Origin of the sequence: Dolichospermum sp. DET69, assembly GCA_017355425.1 — a bacterium.
In the GTDB taxonomy this organism is placed as follows: domain Bacteria; phylum Cyanobacteriota; class Cyanobacteriia; order Cyanobacteriales; family Nostocaceae; genus Dolichospermum.
The window spans coordinates 1,625,695-1,644,076 of the sequence record CP070233.1 but is presented as its reverse complement, the minus strand read 5'-3'; the positions used below and the strand labels follow the sequence as shown (position 1 = coordinate 1,644,076).

At 35.8% G+C, this 18,382-nt stretch carries 17 protein-coding genes and 1 pseudogene; 6 read left to right on the top strand and 12 right to left on the bottom strand.

The genetic code is table 11. The features are described 5' to 3' along the window. Window positions 1–118 precede the first annotated feature (118 nt). Together EZY12_07880 and EZY12_07875 are read left to right on the top strand one after the other, a co-directional pair. Window positions 119–484, top strand: coding sequence for a nucleotidyltransferase domain-containing protein (locus EZY12_07880; protein ID QSX69516.1), 366 nt, complete (start codon window positions 119–121; stop codon window positions 482–484). 98 nt (window positions 485–582) lie between these two features. Beyond that, complete coding sequence (locus tag EZY12_07875) at window positions 583–831, top strand: DUF2281 domain-containing protein (GenBank protein ID QSX69515.1); 249 nt, start codon at window positions 583–585, stop codon at window positions 829–831. A gap of 83 nt (window positions 832–914) precedes the next feature. Here the strand turns inward: EZY12_07875 and EZY12_07870 are convergent, their stop codons facing one another. The 11 genes and pseudogenes from EZY12_07870 to EZY12_07820 form a co-directional block, all read right to left on the bottom strand. After that, complete coding sequence (locus EZY12_07870) at window positions 915–1,868, bottom strand: alcohol dehydrogenase catalytic domain-containing protein (protein ID QSX69514.1); 954 nt, start codon at window positions 1,866–1,868, stop codon at window positions 915–917. 117 nt (window positions 1,869–1,985) lie between these two features. Then, window positions 1,986–2,792, bottom strand: coding sequence for an inositol monophosphatase family protein (locus EZY12_07865; protein ID QSX69513.1), 807 nt, complete (start codon window positions 2,790–2,792; stop codon window positions 1,986–1,988). 176 nt (window positions 2,793–2,968) lie between these two features. Beyond that, window positions 2,969–3,598 carry a ribonuclease D gene (locus EZY12_07860; protein QSX69512.1) on the bottom strand — a complete coding sequence of 210 codons (630 nt, stop codon included), beginning with the start codon at window positions 3,596–3,598 and terminating at the stop codon, window positions 2,969–2,971. Between the two features lie 153 nt (window positions 3,599–3,751). Next, entirely contained in the window at window positions 3,752–4,315 is a 564-nt protein-coding gene (locus EZY12_07855; GenBank protein ID QSX69511.1) for a CAP domain-containing protein, read from the bottom strand. Window positions 4,316–4,585: 270 nt separating this feature from the next. After that, window positions 4,586–5,101, bottom strand: a complete 516-nt coding sequence (locus tag EZY12_07850) for a CAP domain-containing protein (GenBank protein ID QSX69510.1) — start codon at window positions 5,099–5,101, stop codon at window positions 4,586–4,588. Between the two features lie 95 nt (window positions 5,102–5,196). Then, on the bottom strand, window positions 5,197–6,435 hold the full coding sequence (gene trpB / locus EZY12_07845) for a tryptophan synthase subunit beta (protein ID QSX69509.1): 1,239 nt from the start codon (window positions 6,433–6,435) through the stop codon (window positions 5,197–5,199). A 216-nt stretch (window positions 6,436–6,651) separates the two neighbouring features. Next, window positions 6,652–6,966 (bottom strand): annotated as a pseudogene (locus tag EZY12_07840) (Rpn family recombination-promoting nuclease/putative transposase). Window positions 6,967–7,025: 59 nt separating this feature from the next. Continuing rightward, on the bottom strand, window positions 7,026–8,213 hold the full coding sequence (locus tag EZY12_07835) for a restriction endonuclease (GenBank protein QSX69508.1): 1,188 nt from the start codon (window positions 8,211–8,213) through the stop codon (window positions 7,026–7,028). Continuing rightward, complete coding sequence (locus EZY12_07830; protein QSX69507.1) at window positions 8,210–9,781, bottom strand: AAA family ATPase; 1,572 nt, start codon at window positions 9,779–9,781, stop codon at window positions 8,210–8,212. The genes EZY12_07835 and EZY12_07830 overlap by 4 nt, the downstream gene beginning before the upstream one ends. Before the next feature lie 16 nt (window positions 9,782–9,797). Continuing rightward, entirely contained in the window at window positions 9,798–10,283 is a 486-nt protein-coding gene (locus tag EZY12_07825; GenBank protein QSX69506.1) for an ASCH domain-containing protein, read from the bottom strand. Window positions 10,284–10,291: 8 nt separating this feature from the next. After that, window positions 10,292–12,406 carry a GNAT family N-acetyltransferase gene (locus tag EZY12_07820; GenBank protein ID QSX69505.1) on the bottom strand — a complete coding sequence of 705 codons (2,115 nt, stop codon included), beginning with the start codon at window positions 12,404–12,406 and terminating at the stop codon, window positions 10,292–10,294. 165 nt (window positions 12,407–12,571) lie between these two features. On the opposite strand from EZY12_07820, the gene EZY12_07815 reads away from it, so the two are divergent. The 4 genes from EZY12_07815 (at window position 12,572) to EZY12_07800 (ending at window position 14,361) form a co-directional block, all read left to right on the top strand. Continuing rightward, window positions 12,572–12,922: a translation initiation factor gene (locus EZY12_07815; protein ID QSX69504.1), complete on the top strand. Its 351-nt coding sequence runs from the start codon at window positions 12,572–12,574 to the stop codon at window positions 12,920–12,922. A gap of 98 nt (window positions 12,923–13,020) precedes the next feature. Next, a complete protein-coding gene (locus tag EZY12_07810; protein QSX70570.1) occupies window positions 13,021–13,179 on the top strand; it encodes a YqaE/Pmp3 family membrane protein in 159 nt (52 codons plus the stop codon). Window positions 13,180–13,260: 81 nt separating this feature from the next. Then, window positions 13,261–13,911 carry a DUF1295 domain-containing protein gene (locus tag EZY12_07805; protein QSX69503.1) on the top strand — a complete coding sequence of 217 codons (651 nt, stop codon included), beginning with the start codon at window positions 13,261–13,263 and terminating at the stop codon, window positions 13,909–13,911. A 66-nt stretch (window positions 13,912–13,977) separates the two neighbouring features. Further along, on the top strand, window positions 13,978–14,361 hold the full coding sequence (locus EZY12_07800; protein QSX69502.1) for a hypothetical protein: 384 nt from the start codon (window positions 13,978–13,980) through the stop codon (window positions 14,359–14,361). Window positions 14,362–14,510: 149 nt separating this feature from the next. Here the strand turns inward: EZY12_07800 and glgP are convergent, their stop codons facing one another. After that, on the bottom strand, window positions 14,511–17,075 hold the full coding sequence (gene glgP / locus EZY12_07795) for an alpha-glucan family phosphorylase (GenBank protein QSX69501.1): 2,565 nt from the start codon (window positions 17,073–17,075) through the stop codon (window positions 14,511–14,513). Window positions 17,076–18,382: the final 1,307 nt, after the last annotated feature.

Sequence of the window (18,382 nt, the reverse complement as noted above, 5' to 3'; positions counted from 1 at the left end):
AGGGTGTGTTAGCGACAGCGTAACGCACCATTCTTAAAAATTCGGTGCGTTACAAACTCCATTTTAACGCCCCCTTGTATATTAGACAAGAAGAAAATAAATAAATAAAAACCAAATTATGAAACATCCACAACTAGAAGAAATTCTGCAGGAATTATGCGATCGCTTGATCGAAACCTATGGAGATCAGCTAATTGCAGTGATTCTTTTTGGTTCTCAATCTCGTGGTGATGCTACTCCTGATTCAGATTTTGATGTATTAATTATTCTCAAAGATTTAGTTCAAGCAACTAAAGAAATTGAAAAAATTGGCTTTTTTCTTAGTCCCCTTTGTTTAAAATATAGTGTAGTAATTTGTAACTTATTCTACTCCCTTAGTCGTTTCGAGAAAGAACAAACAATGCTAATACAAAATATCAAAAAAGAAGGTATTTATTTTTATGAACAAAGAACAAGAGTTTTTAGTGAAAAAATCTCAAGATAGTCTTCGTGCAGCTAAAATCTTAGCTGGTGAAAATTTAGCTGACTTTGCTGTTATATTATATTAATTTTCATATCAACTTTCCCCTAACTAACTCTATTATGACTATTGCTGAACAGATTTACGCACTTGTCAAAACTCTTCCCCAAGATCAAGCTGAGGAAATTCTAACCTTTGCTGAATTTATCCATAGTAAACACTTAAATACTAACCAAGTTGTGAATGATTATACAAACCAATTGTCTTGGACAGAACTCGTTTATTCACTTGCTGGAACTTGGAAAGAAGACTTTTCTAGTTTAGAAGAAATTCGTGCGGGTTCGGGACTAGATATCGCTGACTGGTATTGATTATTAATTTCAACTAAAAAAACTTAAACCAACATCCTGAAAATCCTTAAATCCTGGATATCCTGATTCTGACATTTAATCTTCTAATTCATCTCCAACAACACCTTCAAAACTCCCTTAGTTTGCGCTTTCTCAAAAGCCTCCAAACCTTGAGAAAGAGAATAATTACCATGAATTAAAGATTGGACATCTACCTTACCCGTTGCTAATAACTCCAACGCTGGAACGAAGGGACCACAACGAGAACCAATTAAAGTAATTTCATCTACCACTAAAGAAGAAGCATCTAAACTGAGATTTCCCGCATAAGTGCTTTTTAAAATTAATGTCCCACGAGGACGTAAAGCCCGACGTGCAGTAGTAAAACCTTCAGGATTTCCTGTACAATCAACAGAGATATCAAAATATCTATCAGTGACACTATCAGCTAAACCAGTTTTAATTCCCCTCGCTGCTAAATTCACTAACTTATCTTTATGTCTTCCAACTATTAATAATTCACAACCAGTTAAAGCTAAAGTTTGTGCTATTAACTGTCCTAATTTACCATCTCCAACTACTAACACTCGGTCATTTTCACATATTTTTACCTGTTCTTGAATTTCTAAAGCTGCTGCGATAGGTTCAGTAAAAGTTGCAGCTTCTGTAGATACATTTTCCGGGACAAGATGCAAATTTTCAATAGGTAAAGATAAATATTCTGCAAATGCACCATTACGGTTAACAATACCTAAAACAGTGCGATTTTCGCAATGAGTTGGTTGTCCTCGCCGACAAAAACGACAATAACCACAAGCAGCATTAATTTCACCAACAACTCGGTGATTAATTAACTCTTTTGGACCTTGTTCCACAACACCAACAAATTCATGGCCAATAATGCCAGTATAGGGATAATAACCTTTAATTAATTCCAAATCAGTATTGCAAATTCCCGCTCGTAAAACCCGCACTAAAGCCTCTCCCTGCGGTGCTTCAGGAATAGGAATATCAGTCCGTAATTGTAATTTGTTATTTTCTAGCCAAAGTCCTTGCATAATTTTGTTAATTCTCAGTTGTCAGACCAATTTTATGTGAATTTGTGCAGAATTCCATCTGTCTTCATCTGCCTTTATCTGCGTACCCTTCGGGCAAGCAAGCTACAATTATTCTTGTTAAAACTTTACAGTTTTTAGAAATGGTGTAAAGATCGGAACTAAATCTGAATTACTAACAACCATTGTGGGAAAAGAGCGATCGCTATAATCCATTCCCGGCGATAATGGAAAAGATTCAGAATCCAGCGATACCCATGTTCCTCCAGCAGCTTGGACAATTACCCAAGCACCTGCAATATCCCATACCTTGGGAGTAGCTTCAATTCCTCCCAAAACCGCACCATTTGCGACTGCGAGAAAATTATAACTAGCAACTCCTAACATCCGAATTTTACAAGGAAAACCCGGTTGAATAATATCCGTACTGCGAGAACAAAGATTAAAAAAGTGGTTTTTGCTCGGAGTATCTTTACTTGTATGAATAGGGTGATTATTTAAAAATGCTCCTGTTGGCGTTGTTAAGCCTGATGAACCCGCCCAAAATCCGTGAAATGCCTGATTCAATGGTGGAGCGTAAACATAGCCAAAAATAGGCGTTCCTCGATAAAGTAAGCCCAGAGAGATAGACCAAATTGGAATTCCTCTGGTAAAGTTGGTTGTACCATCCAAAGGATCAATCACCCAACACCATTCTGTATTCGGAAAAGTTTGCTCACTTTCTTCGCTCAAAATGCCGTAACCTGAGAAAGTGGAAACAATGGCATCTCGAATTTCTTGATCTGCCCATTTATCTGATTTTGTTACCAAGCTACCATCAGCTTTTTGTGAAGCTTGGACTTTGCCAAAATCCTGCATTAATTGTTTCCCTACTCTGATAGTAGTAGTTTCTGCAAAGTCTAAAATAGTATTCCAAAAATCATTCATTTGCTATTAATTACTAATCAGTTATCAACCGATTTTAGCATAGATGGATTTACAAAAAATTGTCAATTATTAATTTGGATACAGCAGATTACAGATCAATCAGGTACAGAATCTTAATTTAAAGTGACTCCTGTACGGGCGAATGGCCATTCGCCCCTACTGACTCCTACTGTATTTTAATGTTCAAATAAATCTTTAAATTGTAATAAATCTAAAGTAACTATTGTCGGTAAAGCTTGAAAACATTCTTGAGCAACTTGCCAACGTTCTTCCCGTTGTAACATAGTTGTGAGTTTTTCTTGTACACTTAACAAATAACGGACATCATTAGCCGCATAATTTAATTGTGCATCAGATAAACTACTCGCATTACCCCAATCAGAACATTGAGAACTTTTATCTAACTCCACCTTTTCTAATTCTAAAACCACATCTTTTAGACCGTGACGATTTGTATAAGTACGGGCTAACTTACTAGCGATTTTAGTACAAAAAATTGGCTGGACAACAATATCTAAATTGTGTTTTAAAGTAGCAACATCAAATCTAGCAAAGTGAAAAACCTTGGTAATATTGGCTGCTTCCATGAGAACTTGCAAATTTGGCGCTACCGTTTGTCCCCTAGAAATGCGAATAGCCGTAACTTGTCCTTGCGGGTTACAGAGTTGAATTAGACACAAACGATCTCGCTGAGGTAAAAGTCCCATTGTTTCCGTATCAACAGCAATAGCAGGAGATTTTAAATACTCAGAAAGGATAACATCACTTAAATCCTGTTCGCAAACCTGAAAATCTTGTAATGTCATGAACTTGTTAAATATAAATGATCTTTTCTTTATTTTGCCAGACAAGACGACCGTTGCTAACACTCCAATTAAAAATGCAAAATTAAAAAATAATTAAAAAATAAAAAATTTACTTATGCCCGTTTACCACAAAAAGGGCATAATTTTGAGGTGTTAATTTCGGACTGCGGTACTAGCGTTCAAAAATATTTGCGTTAAATAGACTTCTCCCTTGTCATTGGTAGCCACACCAACCCCAGTTAAATTATACTTACCCTGAAGATTTTTGAGATGACCAGGACTTTTTAACCAGCCAGAAACCGCTTCATTAGCAGGATTACTGTATCCTGTATTGAAAGCTACGTTTTCTGCCGCACTACTGTACTTAAGAGGAATTGCCATCACTCTTTGTTCAAATCCTTGATGACTAAAAGGAACTTTACCAGTAGCCATATCTTGGCTGTGAGTTCTGGCTTGGTGACTGATTTTTTCGCTTAAATTTAATTGTTTTAGCCCTTTTTTTGCCCGATATTGATTAATTTGATTAAAAACTGATTTTTCTAAATTAGTATTTTGAAAACCAAGATTAGATATTTTAGCTTGACTTGTCACCAGTGATGAACGCTGATATCGGCCAGTTTGTTTAGCAGAACTATTATCTGGGTTCGCAGCAGTCATATAGCCACTAGCGAGGACAAGCGTACTTAAAGCGATGCCAAAAGCAGTTTGTCGTAACATAGAGGTTTAAGTTAAGTTATGTATGGATTTATTGGATATATACCCTATCTTCTGATTATCAGAATACTTACCAGGATACTATTTGCCAAATATAAACTAAAGGATCATCAAATTTTCACAATTCAAAGCAGTTATCTAGGGTTTTATAACTAAAAAACTATTAAATGTTATTTACATTACATTATTAATCAAAATGAATAGTAATAAATAGTATCCAATGATAGATGTCATGGATACTAAAATTATTCATCAACTATTATTTACAAAAAGTTATCTTGAACGCAGGAAAATTTGTGTAAAATAAATTTGTCCTTTGCTATTACTCGCCACACCAATTCCAGTCAGGTTATAATTACCTTTGATATTGGTTAAATGTCCTGAACTCTTCAACCAGCCTTGAACAGCAGTAGTAGCTGGGTCTTTAGAACCCTGATTGTAAGCCACATTTTCCGCCGCTCCACTGTAAGCAATACCGGTGGCCTTAACTCGGGCTGAGAATCCGTCATGGCCAAAAGCAACTTGACCACTAGCCATGTTTTGACTGTGAGTTCTAGCTTGATTGTCAATACTACTATTGCGCTTCAGTCCAGGTAAGTTTTGAGAAGCCCTGTATTGATTTATTTGCTGAAAAACTGATGCTTCTAACGTAGCAGTATCAACAGTATTTTGTGTTACCTGGTAGCTAGGAGTTGATACAGTTCCCGAATTAGGGACTGAATTAGCCATTGTACCGCCCAATAAAACCAACAAACCTGCACCAGTGGCGGAAATCAAATTTTTAAGCATGATTTACCTTTTTCTCAAAACTGATTGCTTGGGAATGTGGATGAAATTACCCACAAGTTTCGTAGGGTGTATTTTGCAACACACCCCACTTTTATTTAGTGAATTAAGAATTTAGCGGCTGTTTGGACATCTTTATCACCTCGTCCAGAACAATTAAGGATAATTTTGGGACTACCGGAAAGTTGAGGACAGAGAGTTTCTAAATAGGCGATCGCATGAGAAGTTTCCAAAGCTGGTATAATTCCCTCTAACTGGGAAAGTCTTTGGAAGGCCTCCAAAGCTTCAGCATCTGTAACACTGTAATATTCAGCCCGGCCAATATCTTTCATGTAGCTGTGTTCAGGACCCACACCAGGATAATCCAACCCAGCACTAATGGAATGGGGTTCAATAACTTGTCCGTCCTCATCTTGCAAAAGATAACTCATGGAACCATGTAATACACCAACCTGTCCTTTTGTGAGAGTGGCCGCGTGTTTGCCAGTATTTACACCTTCTCCAGCAGCTTCCACCCCAATTAACCGCACAGATGGTTCTTTGACAAATTCGTGAAATAGTCCCATAGCATTAGAACCACCACCCACACAAGCTATGAGAATATCTGGTAAACCGCCCCATTTTTCCATAGCTTGAGCGCGGGTCTCTTCTCCAATTATAGCGTGAAAATCCCGAACCATCATTGGGTAAGGATGGGGACCAGCCACAGAACCGAGGATGTAATGGGTAGTTTCTACGTTCGTTACCCAGTCCCGGATGGCTTCAGAAGTGGCATCTTTGAGAGTTCCCGTACCAGCAGACACTGGGCGAACTTCTGCCCCCATTAGCCGCATTCTGAAGACGTTTAAAGATTGGCGTTCCATGTCGTGAACACCCATGTAAATAATACATTCCAAACCAAACCGAGCGCAAACTGTTGCCGTCGCCACGCCATGTTGTCCCGCACCAGTTTCGGCAATAATCCGCCGTTTACCCATGCGTTTGGCTAATAATACTTGACCGAGAGCATTATTTATTTTATGTGCGCCAGTATGATTTAAATCTTCGCGCTTTAAGTAAATTTGCGCTCCTGTACCATCTGGACGGGCATAATGGGCAGTCAATCTTTCAGCAAAGTATAAAGGCGTAGCGCGTCCTACGTAATCTTTTAATAAACCTTGCAATTCGGCTTGAAAACCAGGTTCATTGCGGTATTGCTGATATGCTGTTTCTAATTCAGCTAAAGCAGGCATCAACGTTTCAGGAACGTACTTACCACCAAAGCGGCCAAAACGTCCTAGAGTATCGGGTACGGGCGCAGTTTGTGAGAAATTAAGGGAAAGGGGAGTAGTTGTCACGGATTGGGTAAAATAAAAGAACAAAGTTAATTTTAATTCTAGAACAATATTGTGGGACGGGCTTCTAGCCTGTCCCTCGTTCTAGCCTGTCCCTCGTTCCCAGTCTCCAGACTGGGAATGTCATCTTAGAGGTTCTACCTCCAGGTATAGTAGAGGCAGAGCCTCTTAACTGCATTCCCACGCAGAGCATGGGAACGAGAGAAAATTAAGATCCTTATTACGACTAGGATAGATGATTACAGCTTGCCAAGGGTGAGGCGGTTTGTATTGTCGCAGGTAAAGGCAAATTTCCGCAAATAGACGATAATATAAATCATCATCGGGTTGAAACTGAACCTCAACTATGTAAAATGGTTTTTTGGGATCTTTGGTGGTTGGTAAAAATAAACCGTCTAAGCGAAAAGCCAGTTGTTTGACTTCACGAGATGTGAATTCATAGGTAACTGCTTCTGTGGGAGAATGGTTAATTAATTCAAAGAAAATGCTAGGAAATGTCTGAAATAAGCTATAGAAAATTGTATCTGTTTTCACGATAATTGAGTAATTTAATCTACTTTTAGAAAACGAACCACAGAGGACACAGAGAGAAGTTAAGAAAATAGTTTTGTTAAAAATTTATTTCCTGCATCTTCAATTTTATCATCAAGAGAAAAGGTGAGGTTGCGAACTCTGATTTTTCCAATATATTTATCAAGGGAATGATTTAATTCTGTTGGATAGACTAATACTGTTTCTGGACAACTTTTAGAAACTGCATAAGTTACTACTTGGGCTATATCTTCAGAAGAAGAATGTTTGGGGTTTTTATATTTAGTATCAAGAATATATTTAGGTTTTGAATCTGTTTTGTCATATAAAATTACGTCAGTTTTAAAATATATTTTTTCTCCTATATTGATTCTCTCTTGAGTTTTTAAGGTGAAATTTTGGGGTAAATTTTCCTTTAGCCATTCTGCAACAAATATTTCATAAAGACGTGCCATATTTACTAAAAATGGTAAAGTTGTATTTTTACCCTTTTCATGATTTGGGCTAGTGTTATCTAAAAAGAATCGGCAAAATTGATGTAGAAGATGATAATCTTCATTTAAACGGTGATAAATTCTATCAATACAATCTTCTGAACTACAAGGTTGTAATGATACCATTCCTTGAATTGCATGATAAGCTTTTCTCACTATCAATGATACTTTTTCTGTACAAAAACCACTATGTCCAATATGAAAAAGCGTCCAAAATAAAATTTGGTTATCTATAATATCAGCCGTGTGTTCTTCATATTCACATTGTAATTTTACATTCCAAGGTTTTTTAATTATCTGTTGAATATTTAACCTTCCGCGCACATAAGCCAACTGCTCAGTTTTGGGTACATAAGTCCGATATAATCCTTTACGACAGCGTTCTATTATTTTATCTGCTAAAACATAAGCGAGGTGATTGTAAAAATCTTCTATAGATTCACAATTCATTAAGCCTTCAAGAAATCTAAAACTTTTTAAATTATACGCATATTCCAACATTCCAAATAAATTTTTAATTGGGACTTTCGGATTTATTTTCAAAGCTAAATCAGAATTTAAAGGAATATACCCGATATATCCTTTAGCAGTTAGTTTCCATTGATTACCAGTTTTGTAACTAGGAGAATCTAAATCTACCTGGGTTTTGTATTTTTCACATAATATAATTTCAACTTCTTTGGAAATTTCATCATGAGGAAAAAATTGAGGTTGATATTCGGTTAATTCAATGATTTTTAAATTTACTGAGTTCATATTATCTGTTTCTCGATTTTGTCCCAACGAAACTCATCTACTTTTTCTAGGTTGTTAAAAAAGTATTCTTCTAAATATGGTTCAATTTCCATTTTCCAAATATCTTCAATATCTTCTCGTAGATTAGGAGTCAAAAAGAAAGAAATACCAATTTCATAGTTTTTATCATTAATGGCTTGATTTAATTGTTTTAAAATATTAATTAAATCCATAACTGCTAAATTTGTATTTAGGTGATATTTTATTAACACATCATAATTAGGACGGAGTTCAATAAATGCAAAACGACGACGTAAAGCATGATCTATTTGTGCAATAGACCTATCTGCTGTGTTCATTGTTCCAATAATACGGACATTTTCGGGAATACGAAATCTATTACCACCAGCGAGGGGAATTTCTTGATTACGGTATTCTAGTAAATACATTAATTCACCAAAAACCTGAGCTAAATTAGCGCGGTTGATTTCATCAATAATGAGAACACAAGTATCTTGAAGAACTTCTGCTTTTTTGCAAAATTCTAAAAACCTTCCTGGAACAACTGGATATGTTAATTTACCATCTTCACTTTGAGGACGAATACCTTGAATAAAATCTTCATAAGTGTATGCTGGATGAAATTGGACTAATTCTGAGAAACCGTCACCTTCACTGATTAGGTGTTTTGCGAGTTTTTCAGCTATGAAGGTTTTACCTGTTCCGGGTGAACCGTAGAATATAGCTTGTTTTTTGCGATTAATTGCGCGTATCCAACGTTCTATTGTTGTCTCTGCAAAACAGATTTCTTGACTGATATCAGATAAACTATATTTAGGATTAAATTTAATATTTGTGTCCACTTTAGTAATACTTTGTTGATTTTGATCTAGAAAGTCATATTTTTTGATAGCTATTAGCCAATGACAGAACATATCGAATAAATCATCATCTCGTAAAGCTGGTATACCAACCTGGTGCATATCTTGAGCTAATTCTTGAATCAGATTACATCCTATATCATTAATTTCTGGATAATCTGTAAGTTTGTTACCATAGTTTGTATTAGCAAAATAATTAATAACTCTTCGTGATTTGTTATTTATCAATAAAAATTTATTCGGTTGTAGTGCGTTCAGGATAGGAGTTAGCATTCCCATTTGAAAACCTTTAGAATAAAGCAATTGTGAAAACTGCATACAGTGACTTAATAATTCATTTGGAATAGCATTACAGCAACGCACAAAATTTAAAATAGCAAGAGCAATTTTATCCCAGTCTTCACTTTTAGTCCAGTTTGCTCCCTCAAACCATTCTTTGATATCTTTGGTAATAGCTGGAGCAATATGAATCCAAGCACCTTTTTGACGATTATTGCTTGTATTACTATGAGGTAAAAGTTGTAATAATACTAATTCTGTTATATTTTCACTTTTATCTGCTGCTGCTGTAATTGTCTCAAAATTACGATAAGCTTCTTGACGTTGCTGAGTATATGAATTGATATGGCTTATCCCATCTGCTGTATAGGGATAGGAATTTATAAATTCATAAAATAATTGTGTAAATTCAGATTTATGATTTAGCATAAATAATTGTCAAATATTATTTCTTGGTAGAAGAGATTACAGAGATATCTTGAATTAAAGACTCAAATAATTGAATTTCACTATGTTTTAAATAACGATAACTTTGTGGCGGTTGAAATCTGGGAATTTTGGCTCTCAGAGTTTCCAGTTCTATCGGATTATGTAGCTCTTTTAGATTTTTAATAAAAATAGCAACAATTGTTGAAGCATTATTGTAATATGTTTTATATTCATTACAACTAATTCCAGCTATATTTTCAATACTAGTCCAAAAATCATTTAGGTCTTTTGGTATTGCTTTAATTTCACTTTGAACAATGTTATCTACCTGAAATGTAGCAACTAAAGCCTTGATAGGAGATGAAACATATACTAAAACCAAATCACCATGTTTTAAGCGAGTACGAACACGACGTAGTTCTACTTTTTTCTCTCCAGACAAAATCATTGCTGCATATTTAGGTTTAATTGATAACATTAATATATTCTCAAACATAATCATCTTATTTTTCACTTTATATTTAAAACACCTAAATTATATAACGTTGGGAAATGAGAATTTTGGATTTTACAAGCCGACTGAAAAGTTGATTTTTTATTTAATACCGCTTGAACTTTTTTTAATGGAACAGGATATTTAAATAACTCTGTATTGCTAAAACGAATTGCTATTATATCACCATTTTTATCTTGAGGTATCTTCATAATATCATCTAACTTATACACTCCTAATCTTTGAAAACGTTGATAAAGCTCTTTAGGCTTACCAATGATGACTTCATCAATAAATGAGCAAGCTCTAATAGAACTTATTCCACAGTATGAATTGTACTTATCTTCACTTACATACCAGAGAATTCTACCAGGAGCATTTAATCCTCCTGAATTTGTGGCAGATTTATAGTATACAGCTTCACGGTTAAATGCAAGTTCTTTTTTTTGTCCTAATAGTAATATTTGTTGAGCTAAATATTCATCAAATAAATCCTGCGCCCATCTAGGTTGAATAGGAATAATAAAATTATTTATTTCAGAATCAAGAATTTTTGCTGGAAAAAGGAATTTTTCAAAATCTGCTGATGCTTTAATATCCTTAATTAAGGATTCTGAATTAAGACTTTCAGCAATTTTCATACAAAAGTTATATTCTTGACTTAAACAAGAACCTATATCATTAAAGCGTACCGATAACTCTGATGCAGTTTCCGCAACTGCTAAATTTATCTTTAACCATCCATTATTAACTCGAATAAAGTTATCTTCCTGAATAGCTTTAATTACTGCTTCTTCTAAATATGGATCAGTAATTCTAGTAAATTGTCGATTTTCATTAGCAGAAAGTAATATTGATTTAAAAATTATATGTCTTGCTAATGTAGCTGATAGAGGGTTGTTACTTACTCTTAAAAGTGGGATTTCTAATTCATTATTGTTATTTTTACTATAAACAAATAAAGCAATAGGTAATTCTTCTTGCTCTGCAACTATATAACACTCAAATTTATCTGTTTGCGAAATAAATCTTCTTAAGTTTTGTCGAAATGTAGATATATTTTCTTGCTGACTATCACACACAAAATGTTTAGTTAATAATTCTTCCTGTCCTTTTTTAATTGGTATTTTTTCTAACGAAGTTCCTGACAAGCGTACAGGCTGATAATCAGGTTTATTACGCAGTTCATCTAGTTGTCGTATGAGTTCATTAGGAGTTAATATAGAAAGTCTGAAATTTTGATATATTTCATCTGCAATTTCTAATAAATCCTGTTCATTGGTTATAAAAACATGAGAATCTGATGCTATGGCTCTGGCTAAATGAGGTACATCAATATCATCTATAAATACTTTTTTATTTATAAAAAACTCCTTTAATTTTTCTTTTATCATTTCTAAGCTATGATTGTTGCATGGTGGTAAAGACGTAAAGTTTTGAGATAGTTTTAATAGATTATTTCTTTCTTTGCTATCACTAATTGAAATAATATAATTATTGATTTGACCAGTTATACATAATTCTAATTCTGACTTAAGCCAATCGCTTAAAAGTAATTTTGCTGCTTCATTTTCTTTATTTTCATTTTGACACAAAAGTAAAAAAATATGTCTATCAATTACGGCACAAAGTTTTGATTCTAGTTTTTGGGTAAAAATTGAGGATAACAGATTAGTATGTCCATGATCGAACCACCAATATACAAGTTCTTTTCGAGCTTTACTATTACCTGGTTTTTCATATTGAGCAACAAAATTTAGCCTTGACCACATAGATTGCAGTCCATAATCATGACGACAGCTTAACCCAATACCGCTATATCTTTCTTTAGTAATTTTTTTGAGTTCATCAACCAATAAATCGCTAATACCTTGTTTTTTATATGAGGGATCTATACAAAGATGAACAATTGTAATTCGATCATAGGAATTACGATATAGTAAATAACCAATACATTTGGATTCTGCTTCAATAGCTACAAGTATTTGACGCTTGATAGCACGTTCTATAAAAGCATCTTTAGGAAATAATCCAAGCCTTGAACGGTTAGGACTCCATAAATCTATTACAGCCTGTAAATAAGGAGATTCATCATTTATTGATTCTATTTTTATGCTATTGTTTTTATTCATATTTTTTTAACCTTGTGATTATAGACCGTATAGCAGCTTATTTATTTAAACAAACGATTATACTCTATCATGGAGCAATTATATATCCGATTGCCACCGCTTAGGCTAAAATAGACAATAGCTAAACTAAAATTATGAAAGTCTATTTTTCCTGCATTAAATATTATGGCTAATCCCAAATCTGACAAAGGCTTTGTCTACCAAGAATTTGGTAACGGTAGTTCACCCGCAATGGAACGCGCTGTAGAACGCGGAATCCAAGACTTACCCCCCAATCAGCAAAATGTGCGAATTCAAGCTACTCGCGCTGGACGCAAAGGGAAAACTGTCACGGTTATTACTGGGTTTCAAACTAAACTAGAAACCCTAGAGACTTTATTGAAACAGTTAAAAGCCCAATGCGGTACAGGAGGGACTGTCAAAGAGAACGAAATTGAAGTTCAGGGAGACCACAAACAGAAGATTTTAGAGATTTTGGTAAAATCGGGTTACAAAGCCAAAATCAGCGGTGGTTGAATTGTGCAATTTCTCGAATATTTTCAGGAATCGTCACCCGATTATGTGATGTTAATTCTAGAAAGGTTGAATATTAATAGGAGGACAACAACATGGACATGGATATAGTCAGAATTATAGCCGCAATTTTTCTTCCACCTTTAGGAGTATTTCTGCAAGTTGGTATTGGTAAAGACTTTTGGATTAATCTAATTTTGACCTTCTTTGGTTATATCCCTGGTATTGTTCACGCAGTGTGGATAATTGCGAAAAAATAATAATATCAGAGAGGTAGATAAAAGTGGACTATCTCTCTATTTCTTTCCCTAACTTTCAACCCTTTCAAGAAGAACCAGTATATGAAAATAAAATATTCCATTAATTTTCACAAAGCCCTAACATTCGCTATCGTGTTGGGATTAATGTTTTTATACCATAATTTCACCATTGGAGCTTGGGTTTACCTGTGTCTTCATGGTACTTATGGTTTTCTTTGGCTAATAAAAGATAGCATATTTCCAGATAAGCAATGGGAGCAAGAAATTCCCACTTCCCAAGGAATTATTACTTTTGTTCTCCTAGGCTTGTACTGGGTAGCACTATTTATTCTTATTAGTAGTGGGACTGTTCCCCCTTTACCCTTAGTAGCTGCTGCTATTGTTGTGAATATTGTCGGTGTGTTTTTACATTTTACTAGTGATGCCCAAAAGTATTATACACTCAAGTATAAAACTGGATTAATTACAGAAGGTTTCTTTGCTAAATGTCGTAATCCTAATTACTTAGGAGAAGTGTTGATTTATCTGGGTTTTTCTATGTTAACGCAACATTGGCTACCTTTCGTGATTCAGGGGTTATTTATAGCCATGATATTTGTTCCCAATATGCTGAAAAAAGATAAATCTTTATCTCGATATCCTGAGTTTGAGGAATACAAACAAAATTCTGGCTTGTTCTTTCCCAAGTTATTTAATTCCAGAATTTCTTCCAAAGAAAAAACTACTGCATAATCAAAATGATTTTGCTGATTACTAAACACACGACCAAATAATATTAGGTTCGCAAAGAAGAGAATTATGAAATACAAAGAGATCATTTTATCGGCAATTTTAGGAATTTCTACACCTGCAATTATTGATATTGCTATTCCTCATTCAGCTATGGCTGTACAAAAGTTTAATTATCCAGCGGGTGAATTTAGTGATAAAGATTGGACAGTGACTTTAGCTTTTAGCAATAATTCTTATTCCTATTATGGAGAGAACCGTAAAAGTAATTCTAATATTAATTTATCTGGTGCGGTTGCTTCCGGTAATAAACAGCGTCAAGTATACACTTGGAATAATAATGGTATGAAATATCAGGTTATTTGGAAACCAAGTGATCCTAAATTTATTCGTGTTCAAGTAGCTAATCCTAAAGGTAAGGTGATTTTGAATCGGTTACTCAAAGCTGTTTAAAACTAGAATACAAAGTTCTCAAAAAGACCAAATCTTCCCTCAATCATATTCTGCCACTAACTCCTGTTTCATTAATGCCAAAAATATATAACTGATGTAGAGAGGTTCCATGGAACCTCTCTACATTATTATTCATTATTCGGAGATGTCTACTCAGCCCAAGCGATTAATCTGGGTTCATAAGGACTAGAAAGGTATTGATTTCGGGGTAAGACACGCAAAGATAAACCTTGCAAACCAGAAGTAGTGTAAGTGATATTTGCAGTATAAATACTTGCACCTTCTGCCTCTTGCCCTTGATAATCCATTACCACAGGTACAGCGTTGACAATATCACCATTGGCATCAATAGAACCTTGATATAGTTCTACCTGTACATCATCATTACTTAAAGTTGCTAAATCAACCTTAGCTTTCACCGCTACAGTTTGATTAACTTCAATATCTGATGCTGCGGATACGTCAATATCTTTGATTCTGATGTTAAACCAGTGTTCACCTAATTTTGCTCTCCAAGCGGCTAATTCCTTGGCTGGGGCATAATTATCAACAGTCAGGGTATGATAGCGATCGCTTGCCGGGAAATAAGCTCTCACTGCATATTCTCGCACCATGCGGGCTGTATTAAAGAAAGGACAATTCAACCGAATTGCATCTTTCATTTTTGCTACCCAAGGACGAGGTAAACCATCCTCATCACGGTGATCATAGAACAGGGGGACAACTTCCTTCTCTAACAATTCATAAAGGGCGTTAGCTTCTATCTCATCTTGATAGTTAGGATCTTCGTAATTCTCACCATGTCCGATAGCCCAACCAGTGCGGACATAATCAGCCTCATCCCACCAACCATCAAGGACACTGAGGTTTGGTAAACCATTCATAGCCGCTTTCATCCCACTTGTCCCCGAAGCTTCACGAGGACGACGGGGAGTATTTAACCAAATATCACAACCTGCTACCATTAAACGGGCAATGTGAATATCGTAGTTAGGGACAAACACCACCTGTTTTTCTAAATGTTGTTCGCGGATAAAGTGGTTAATATCCCGAATTAATTCTTTCCCAGGGATATCTTTGGGGTGTGCCTTACCAGCAATCACAAACTGAACTTTGCGGTGCTTATTACTGAGTAAAATCCGTTTGATTCTGTCCAAATCACGCATCCATAAAGTAGCGCGTTTGTAGGTAGCAAACCGACGAGCAAAACCAATAGTGAGAACGTTAGGATCAAGCACTTCCTGCGCTTGGGCAATATCGGAAGCAGAAGCACCGCGATCGCGCAAATGTTTAACTAAATGTTCTCGCACATATAACACCATATCCAACCGACAACGTTCATGATTGCGCCATAACTCCTCATCAGGAATTGCATCCATGCGTTCCCATAATTGGTTTTCTGGTGGTGCTGATGACCAGTTTGGACCAAGATAGCGATCGTATAACTCTTGCGTAGATTTACTCACACAACTACGAGCATGAACACCATTAGTAATCGCCGCAATTGGCACTTCTGCCACAGGAACTTTTTGCCACAAACCTTGGAACATTTCCCGGGAAACTACACCATGCAACTGTGCCACACCATTGGAGAATGTCGCCATCTTTAGGGCTAATATTGCCATACTAAAAGGCGCAGACAAATCACCAGTATTTTCTCGTCCCAACCCTAAAAACTGCTCTTTAGGCAAACCAAAGATATCTGCATAGTAACCCAGATAATGCAAAATCTTGTCAGGGGAAAATAAGTCAATCCCCGCCGGAACTGGAGTATGAGTAGTGAAGATATTACTAGAACCTACTACCTGTTTAGCTTGTCTGTAACTTAGTCCTTTTTCCTGAATGAGAGTGCGAATGCGTTCTAAAGCCGAGAAAGCCGCATGACCTTCATTCATGTGGTAAGCTGTCACCTCATAACCCAAGGCTTTGAGCATTTGCACCCCACCTATCCCCAGCATGATTTCCTGGTGGATACGCATATCTATATCACCACCATACAATTGATCGGTGATATCATGGTCATAAGCCTTGTTAGGCTCGATATTAGTATCAAGCATATACAGGGGTACTGTTCCCACCTGAACACGCCAAACTCTTGCATATACCTTGCGTCCGGGATAATCTACCGCAATCTGTAGTTCTGTACCATCAGGATTGCGTTCCAAATGCAAGGGCATATTATAGAAATCATTAATCAGGTAGCGTTCCTGCTGCCAACCATCAGCATTAAGATACTGAGCGAAGTACCCTTGTTGATACAGCAATCCTACCCCTACCAGAGGTAATCCCAGATCACTAGCGGATTTGAGGTGATCTCCTGCGAGGACACCCAAACCACCGGAATAGACAGGTAGGCAATCTACTAACCCAAATTCAGCGGAAAAATAAGCGTAACATTCTTTTGGTTGCTGATTTCTTTGTTTCTTATACCAAGTGCGCTCTTGCAAATAATCTTCTAATTGCCGCGCTGCTCGATCTAGTTGTGCTAAAAAACCTTCATCTTCCACAACTTCTAAGAGTCGGCTTTGGCTGATAGTTCCCAGCATTAACACTGGATTATGATGGGTTGATTCCCATAAATCGGGATCTAAACGCCGAAATAGGTCTTTACTCTCCACATTCCAATCAAAATGGAGATTATACGCCAGTTTCCGTAAAGGTTCTAGTCTGGACGGTAGCGAAGGAGATACGTTAAAGGTGCGAATTGGCTGCATAGTATACTAAAATAATTTACCAAAACTTTAAATTTAGTCATAGCAGGGAACGGGGAAAAGGAAGATGGAAATTTAATAAAGAATAAATTATTCTGCTACCCGGTAACTGCCCTAACTACAGTTATTGTTGACTGTTTTACCTAATCTTGCCAACTCTTTATTCTCTATTTATGAAGTTTTCATGACTTTATGAAGAATTGATAACTTTTTGATTTGTCCCGGCGAAAATAGGTATGCGGGGGGTTGACAATTGATTTTAGATTTGTTATGATAAAATTGATAAGGAAGAACTAGCTTAAAATTATATTCAATAATGAGCCTACGGTGTATACACAAGTGATTGAATTTAGCCAAAAATCTAATTTATTACTTCGCCTGGCGACTAGAAGTCGCAGCTATACAGACAAAACCCACCTTCGTGGGTTAGAAAACCTTGATTTTTCATTAGTCCACCCAGGTGGACTTTGCTTGTGTAGTAGCGACTTCTAGTCGCCCAAAACTATCATTCTCTGTTTTCCATACCCGACACTTCAGGAAAACGGCAGGGAAAAATTAAATTGGGAGATTGATAAATGGACATCTCCACAAAAGAATATAGAGCCGAGAATCCCTACCCATGGAATGTCTCTACAAGGGTTCTAGGATATGCATATTTAATTTCTGGAGATGTCTAATGATTTTAGAGTCAAAAGTCAATAAAAGATTTATACCGATAACAAGTAATTGAGGTTACATAAAATCACCCAATTATGTATTTGTTTACGCCAATTTTTTTTGATAAAACTTGTTCACTCCATCAAAAATATGTTATGCTTAATAGCAATTGTTCTTAACCAACAATTCTGTAATTGAAAATGTAATTTAGTGAGCCTATAAATCATTTGTGTGCAACATGATTAGAGCAATATACTCTACAAGTTATTTACAAGAAAGCCGCCATAGTAGTCGCGGTAGTGCTTTTTTGTTTGCACCAATGGTGAACTTTAACATTATGGCAGACGTGGGAGATACTCCACCTTAGTAGCTTTTGTTTAAAAATAATTATCCCAATTGAATAACGATTAAATTGTAACGCGAGAAAGGTGATTCTAGCACTACAAATACCTACGGAGATTTATTGTTGTTGAAACACAACTATTTAACGCCATTTGTGATCAAAATATGGCGAAAATCTGCTGGTAATTTATCTGCATGAACATTTCTTTATTCCTAGTTACATTACCAACTGTCTCAACTTTCCCGATCCAGTAAAAGTTGATATGTTTACCAAATCAATCTCCTCGTTAAAGATTAACTACTGCTATGCA